This is a genomic window from Holdemanella sp., assembly GCF_056804935.1.
The window spans coordinates 1-6,693 of sequence record NZ_DBMEXE010000077.1 but is presented as its reverse complement, the minus strand read 5'-3'; the positions used below and the strand labels follow the sequence as shown (position 1 = coordinate 6,693).

8 protein-coding genes are annotated in these 6,693 nt (G+C 34.2%); 5 read left to right on the top strand and 3 right to left on the bottom strand.

Annotation, left to right across the window (positions count from 1 at the left end):
* The 4 genes from ACZQCL_RS04965 to ACZQCL_RS04950 all read left to right on the top strand — a co-directional run.
* Positions 1-495, top strand: a 495-nt coding sequence (locus ACZQCL_RS04965; RefSeq protein WP_482482006.1) for an RNA-guided endonuclease TnpB family protein, incomplete at its 5' end; no start/stop codon positions are given.
* 93 nt (positions 496-588) lie between these two features.
* Entirely contained in the window at positions 589-867 is a 279-nt protein-coding gene (locus ACZQCL_RS04960; RefSeq protein WP_337617979.1) for an AEC family transporter, read from the top strand.
* 49 nt (positions 868-916) lie between these two features.
* Positions 917-1,096 carry a hypothetical protein gene (locus ACZQCL_RS04955; protein WP_482482004.1) on the top strand — a complete coding sequence of 60 codons (180 nt, stop codon included), beginning with the start codon at positions 917-919 and terminating at the stop codon, positions 1,094-1,096.
* Between the two features lie 94 nt (positions 1,097-1,190).
* Positions 1,191-1,499 carry a hypothetical protein gene (locus ACZQCL_RS04950; protein WP_118012629.1) on the top strand — a complete coding sequence of 103 codons (309 nt, stop codon included), beginning with the start codon at positions 1,191-1,193 and terminating at the stop codon, positions 1,497-1,499.
* A gap of 21 nt (positions 1,500-1,520) precedes the next feature.
* Here ACZQCL_RS04950 and ACZQCL_RS04945 read toward each other — a convergent pair whose 3' ends face one another.
* Positions 1,521-2,303, bottom strand: coding sequence for a Cof-type HAD-IIB family hydrolase (locus ACZQCL_RS04945; RefSeq protein WP_418520357.1), 783 nt, complete (start codon positions 2,301-2,303; stop codon positions 1,521-1,523).
* Between the two features lie 64 nt (positions 2,304-2,367).
* Here ACZQCL_RS04945 and ACZQCL_RS04940 point away from each other — a divergent pair, with 64 nt between their 5' ends.
* Positions 2,368-3,030 (top strand): cytidylate kinase-like family protein, encoded by a 663-nt coding sequence (locus ACZQCL_RS04940; protein ID WP_482482002.1) that lies wholly within the window; start codon positions 2,368-2,370, stop codon positions 3,028-3,030.
* Between the two features lie 26 nt (positions 3,031-3,056).
* Here ACZQCL_RS04940 and ACZQCL_RS04935 read toward each other — a convergent pair whose 3' ends face one another.
* Positions 3,057-4,388 (bottom strand): NCS2 family permease, encoded by a 1,332-nt coding sequence (locus tag ACZQCL_RS04935; RefSeq protein ID WP_333671677.1) that lies wholly within the window; start codon positions 4,386-4,388, stop codon positions 3,057-3,059.
* 49 nt (positions 4,389-4,437) lie between these two features.
* Positions 4,438-6,693 (bottom strand): UvrD-helicase domain-containing protein (locus tag ACZQCL_RS04930; RefSeq protein WP_482482000.1); only part of this gene is annotated, 2,256 nt, incomplete at its 5' end.

Genomic DNA, 6,693 nt, shown 5'->3' with positions numbered 1-6,693 from the left:
AAATATCTGAAGAAGTCGATTGAGAAACTGAAAAAGCTACAGAAGCAGCAGTCACGAAAAACAAAGGGCGGCCGCAACTGGATCAAAAACAGGATCAAGATCGCAAGACTTCATGAAAAGATAGCGAATCAAAGAATGGATTTTATCAACAAACTATCTACTAGAATCATTACAGAATATGACATTATCTGCATAGAAGATTTAAAAGTCGACAATATGCTTAAAAACCGCAATCTAGCCCAGTCTATATCGGATGTATCCTGGTCAAAGTTTACAACACAGCTAGAATATAAAGCCGAGTGGTATGGAAAGGTGATCAAGAAAGTGGATACGTTTTATGCGAGCAGTCAGACCTGTCATTGTTGCGGATATAAGAATGAAGGAACAAAAGATTTAAAAGTAAGAGAATGGACCTGTCCAAAATGCCATTCAAATCATGACAGAGATGTAAATGCATCTATCAATATATTGATGCAAGGCATATTAGCAAATTAGCTAAAAATAAAAAGAACCGCAGGAACTGCGGGGATAGCTTGGTAAGAAAGGTTTCGATAGAAACCTGTTCCCAAGAATTTCGTCACTTCAGTGATGAGAGGTTCAATGCCACTAAACTGTTTAATGTATGGATATGGAGAGAGTTTATTTCGTAAGGGTGGATTTTCATTTAAGAAATTTATGAACGGTCCGATGATTGCTTCCGTTATTGCGCTTGTTCTTTGTATTTTTAATATTAAACTTCCATATGTTTTAGCACAGACATGTACATACGTAGGGAATGTGACTACACCATTATCCATGATGGTAATTGGTGCTGGGTTAGTCAAAATGGATGTTAAGGAAATATTGGATATGATTTACAATATTTAAAATGATTATATCACCTTTGTTTTATATGTTTTCTCTTTCTTTATTTCACATGGATCCATTGATTGAAAATACACTTATACTCATTATGTGTATGCCAGTGGCAAGTAATTCTAGTGTATATGCATTTATGTATGGGGAGGATGCAACGCTTGCTAGTAAAGCTATTTTCTTGACAAGTGTTTCGTGTGTGGCAACGATTCCAATTGTGTTTATTTTGCACACTTTGTAAATAACGTGACAAATGTAACTATAAATAAAGGTCAAAGTTTGAGTTATTGATTAGAATGATGTATGATTAGAATATAAGAAAGGATGTCATGATTATGGAAAAATGGACTCAAGAACAGTATGCTGCTCGTTTACAGGAAATGAAACAAGAAGCTCATGATAAAATGTGGTTATACATCGAAGTGAATGCCAAAGAGTTTATGAATGAATGTGAACCAGGGGTAAAAAATTTAGCAAATTGCTGCAAAGCAATGTTAGATGCAATGTTAGAAGGAGATGGCTTTATTGTAGAGCCTAAGATTCGTACTAAGGTTGCTGGAACTTTAACAGTTCGTTACTATGTTGATAACTTACATCCAGGTCGTAGAAAATACGCAGATGTAATGAAAGAACAACAACAGTAAAAAAAAGAATCATTTCTGATTCTAAAATAGCTTTAAATATTTAAAAGCTTTGTATAAGCCGTCATTGTCAATTTTATCTGTGACATAGTCGGCTTTTTCTTTTACCTCTTTGACACCATTTCCCATCGCAACTGAAATATCAGCATATTCTAACATTGGTAAATCATTTTCAGAATCACCCATCGCAACGGTTTCATATTCTTCTTCATAATAGTTTTTGACAAATTGAATAGCCGTAGCTTTATTGTATTCTGAATGTGTGATTTCTCCGCCTAGATGCAAAAAGTTTGTGAATGTTAAATGTTTAGGGATTTGTCTTAATATTTCTTCTCTTTGTGAAAGTGAGTCAAAATGAATGCTGACTTTCATGACTTGATTGTAATCATCGTCGGTAATTGTTGAAATATCTGGAAAAGATAAGAAACGATTTCCCATACGGTTATCTGTATTAAATTGGCGCATTCTTTCTCTGTTTTTCTCACTAGTAAATGTCATTTTGCTTCCCTCTAAAGAGAATCCTGAATCTTTGGCAATGTGCAGAATAAATTTAGTGTCTCTTTTTTTCAATGGTTCAAAAAGTACTTGTTTATTATCAATTATAATTTCACTGCCAGCACCGAAACAATAGCCATCTAAATTCATATCTAATAAAAATTGAGGGATTTCACAACGTGTTCTACCTGTGTTTATATATATTTTATGCCCATTTTTTCTTGCGAGTTCAATCGCTTTTAATGCAGAACTAGGAATCTTTTCAAATGTCCATAGAGTTCCGTCTAAATCTAAAAAAATAATTTTTTTCATAACCTTCCTCCACTACACTATTCTATCATATTATTGTATGATATAAGAAAAAGAGGGTATTGGCATGGAAAAGAATGTGATTATAACGATATCGAGGCAGTTTGGATCCAATGGAAGGGAAATTGCTCGTAAATTAGCTGAATATTTAGATATTAGTTATTATAATAAAGAAATTTTGGAGAAAATTGCAGTAAATATGGGTGTTTGTGCAGATTTCTTTAAAGATCAAAAACAAGATGCGAATGGCTTATTTACAATAGAATCTAAAGGCCTTTTAGGACTTAGAAATATTACAGAATTAAGTGTGAATACACAAATCTATGATATGGCAAGTGATTTTATTCAAAAGATTTCCCAAAGAGAAGATGCTGTTATTGTAGGAAGATGTGCCGATTATATTTTAAAAGACAATCCGGATGTTATTTCTGTATTCTGTTACAGTGATGTAGAAGAACGTATTCAATGGTCGATTGATGAATATCAAGTGCCTGCCAAACAAGCCAAGAAAATTGTGCAGGAAAAAGATGCACAAAGATCTAGATTTTATGAATTCTATACCAATCAAAAATGGGGCAATCCACGTAACTATACATTGATGATCAATACGTCGAAGATGAGTACAGAAGAAACAGTACAATTACTTGCTTCATTTTATGATGCAAAAAAAGGCATCCTCACATTTAAGAATGCCTTTGAAAATCAATATGAAAAAGATAATACGTATTAAAAAAGTCGGAAACCCGACTTTTTCTTTCACATAATGTAAGGTGTAGCGAAGTACAATACGAAGATGATCATTAATGCCCAAACAGTTGGGTGAACTTCTTTAGCTTTACCAGCTGCAATCATGGCAATTGTATAAACGATGAATCCGCATGCGATACCATTTGAAATAGAATACATCAAGATCATCATAATAACAGTGACAAAACCAGCAGCGGCAAAAATCATGTCATCCCAGTCAATACCTTTTAACTGTTGTGCCATCATAATACCAACAACAATCAATGCTGGTGCAGTAACTGCGTTCGTAACTGTACTTAAGATAAGTGGTGATAAGAATACGGCTAGTAAGAAGCAAACACCAGATGTGCATGCAGTTAAACCTGTACGTCCACCAACACCAACACCAGAACTAGATTCAACAAAGCTAGTTACTGTACTAGTACCTAAAACTGCACCAAATACTGTACCAACCGCATCAGCAAGCAATGCTTGTTCAGCATTTTCTAGTTCACCTTTATCGTTGATCAAACCAATACGGTTACCAATCGCAACAAGTGTTCCAGCTGTATCAAAGAAGTCAACGAATAAGAATGAGAAAATAACTACGAAAGCTTGGAATGGATTTGCGAATAATTCAGAAATTCCTGAGAAGCAAGATCCAGCAGCTTGTAATTCAAAATCAAACGAAATGAAATGTTCAGGTAAAGTAGGCATACCAGCCATTCCCATGAATCCAAGGATGATTCCAATCACCGCAGTGATAACCATACCTACGAAAACGGCTGCAGGAACATTTTTAATAACTAACGCAATTGTGATCAACAATCCAACAATCGCAAGTAATACGGTTGGATCTGTTAAGTTTCCAATTGTTACAAATGTTGAAGGACTAGCTACAATAATACCCGCATTTTTTAAACCAACAAACGCAATGAAGAAACCGATTCCGGCTCCGATTGCCAACTTTAATTGTACTGGAATTGCGTTGATAATAGCTTTACGAACACCAGTAACAGAAATAAGAATAAAGATAATACCTGAAATGAATACAGCACTTAATGCAGCTGCCCAGCTAAAGCCCATTTGTCCACAGATTGTGTAGGCGAACAATGCGTTTACACCCATACCAGAAGCTAATGCAACTGGGTAGTTGGCAACAAGTCCCATAATGATACTTGCTACACCTGCACTGATTGCAGTCGCAAGGAATACAGAGGCTTTGTCCATACCAGCATCTGCCAATACTGCAGGGTTAACCCCAAGAATGTAGGCCATAGCCAAGAATGTTGTAAGACCAGCAATAAGCTCTGTCTTAACGTTTGAACCTTTTTCGTTCAATTTAAAGAATTTTTCCACGATTCTCTCTCCTTCTCTCTTTTTTCAAAAGACCCCTCCATTGTAGCATAAGTTATTCTAAATAGATGCACTTTGATAAAGAAAAAGCATAAATATACGTTTTTATCGGTAAATCCGTTATTCTTTCCATTGAATGTTTATAAGTTTGAAGCTGAGGGGCATACATATCAATTAATTTATTTTCATTATCCGTGGCATCTGTTTTAAAATCAATGATAATTATCTCATCTTCTTTATAGATAACTAAGTCCATAAATCCATGAACGACTTGTTTTTTTTCTTTAATAATATAGCTTTGTTCAAATACATGCTTTTCGTTCATCCAAGAAGCATAGAGTGCATTCGAATTTAAAGCTAGAATCTGTTTAATGTCATAATCCTTTAAAGTATATCCATAAGAATTCGCATAAGAAAGAATTTCTTCTTGTTGATAAGGATATGAACATTGCGCCACAATTTCATGGAATAAAGTACCGCGAAGCGTTCCTATATTTTTAGTAAGAGAAATCTCTTTCCAGTCTAATTTCATTTTGGCCCCACTAGCCGTCTGACTCGAGAACACATCAGATATTTTCGTATAGACAGGAAGTTTGTAAGACTTATTATTTTGACGCACTTTTAATGGTCTTTCATACAATTCTTGTTTTTTATCAAAAACCACTAGAGAATCACTCGTATTGGCATATGTATGTAAAAGCCATCCTGTATAACTCTCATCTTCTAATAGAGTATAGGCGTTTAATGGACTATAAAAATCTTCAATGCTTTCAATCGTATCTACAATGACCAATTCTTTTTGAGGGCGTGTTGTCGCCACATAGAATACACGCATTTCTTCTGCAAGATCATCGAGTTCTTTTTTTGTTTGTAGAGCTAAATGATATATTGAATTGTATTTATATTTATAATCATTACTTAAGCCTTTTAAAGATAATCCTAATATTGAATCAAGTAAGATGCATGAACTGCCATGTTTATCTCTTTGTTCATGTTGCGAAAGAATATATACAACAGGGAATTGTAAACCTTTAGATTGATGCATTGTCTTTACTTGAACTACATCATCTTCTTTGCCATACAAGCTTGCTTCCTGAGTTTGATCTTGCGTTGCATCTTTAGATAGTTGTAGGACAAAACCATGGATGTCACTCTGATTTTCATACTGGGTTGCCAATTCTAATAAATAATCCAAGTTATTCTTATCTTGAATGGTTGTAGAAGCATAATAGAAATTATTATAGGCATAGATATATTGTAGCAGTTGTACAATTGTTTGATTTCTATTTACATATAATTCAAAGAAAGGCTTCATGAAATCTTCGTTTTTAATACTCATATATAAAGATGTGCCTTTTTCTTTTCCTATGCAGCACTTCGCAATTTGAGAAAAAGATACATTAAATAATGGAGACATTAAAGAAGCACATAACGCAATGTCGTCGGTTAAATCTTCTAAAGCTTTTAAAGTGGAAAGTACAATTTGAATGGCAGGATTTGCGTAGAATCCATGATCAATGGTAATCATAGCTGGAATGTTGTAGGCCTCAAAAACTGTTTTCAGTTTTTCTTGAGGCGCATGATTACGGGTTAACACACACATCGATTTATAGGGCGTGCCTGCTTTGTGCTTTTCGATAATATCTTGTGCAATCAAATCAAAACGATTCTCATTGTGATTCTTTTTGATGGTAGCTTTGTTGCCTTCTTCATCTTTATATTCTGTATATAAGAAACGAACTGGATACTGAGGACTTTCCATTTGGCCTTTCGTACCTACATTGGCAATATCGATCTCTTCAAATTGTTTTCCCAATAATTCATTGTTCATGATCTTACTATAAAAATCATTGTTGAATTGAATAACACTCGCATTGGAACGATAGTTTTCCTGCAATAATAAAGGGGTGTTGTTGATATCTTCCTTTTTCATCCAGTTCTGCATGATTTTTGGATTGGCTTGTCTAAAACCATAGATGGATTGTTTAATGTCACCCACTCTAAATACGTTGTTTTCATGGCAGAAAGACGCAATGATTTTTTCTTGAAGTTCATTGGTATCCTGGAATTCATCCACTAGAATCATCTGATATTTATTGTACATTTCTTCTTTGATCATTGGATCTTGAAGGAGTTGATACGCAAAGTGCTCCATATCATTAAAGTCAATCACTTCCATTTTCTTCTTTTCTAATTGAAAGTATAGCTTCACTTTATGGGTTAATTCAAATAAGGTATCTACTAAAGCTTTATGATTTTGAATGTCCTTTAAATAGAATTCTTCATCAAATAAGTTTTCTACAATCTTTGT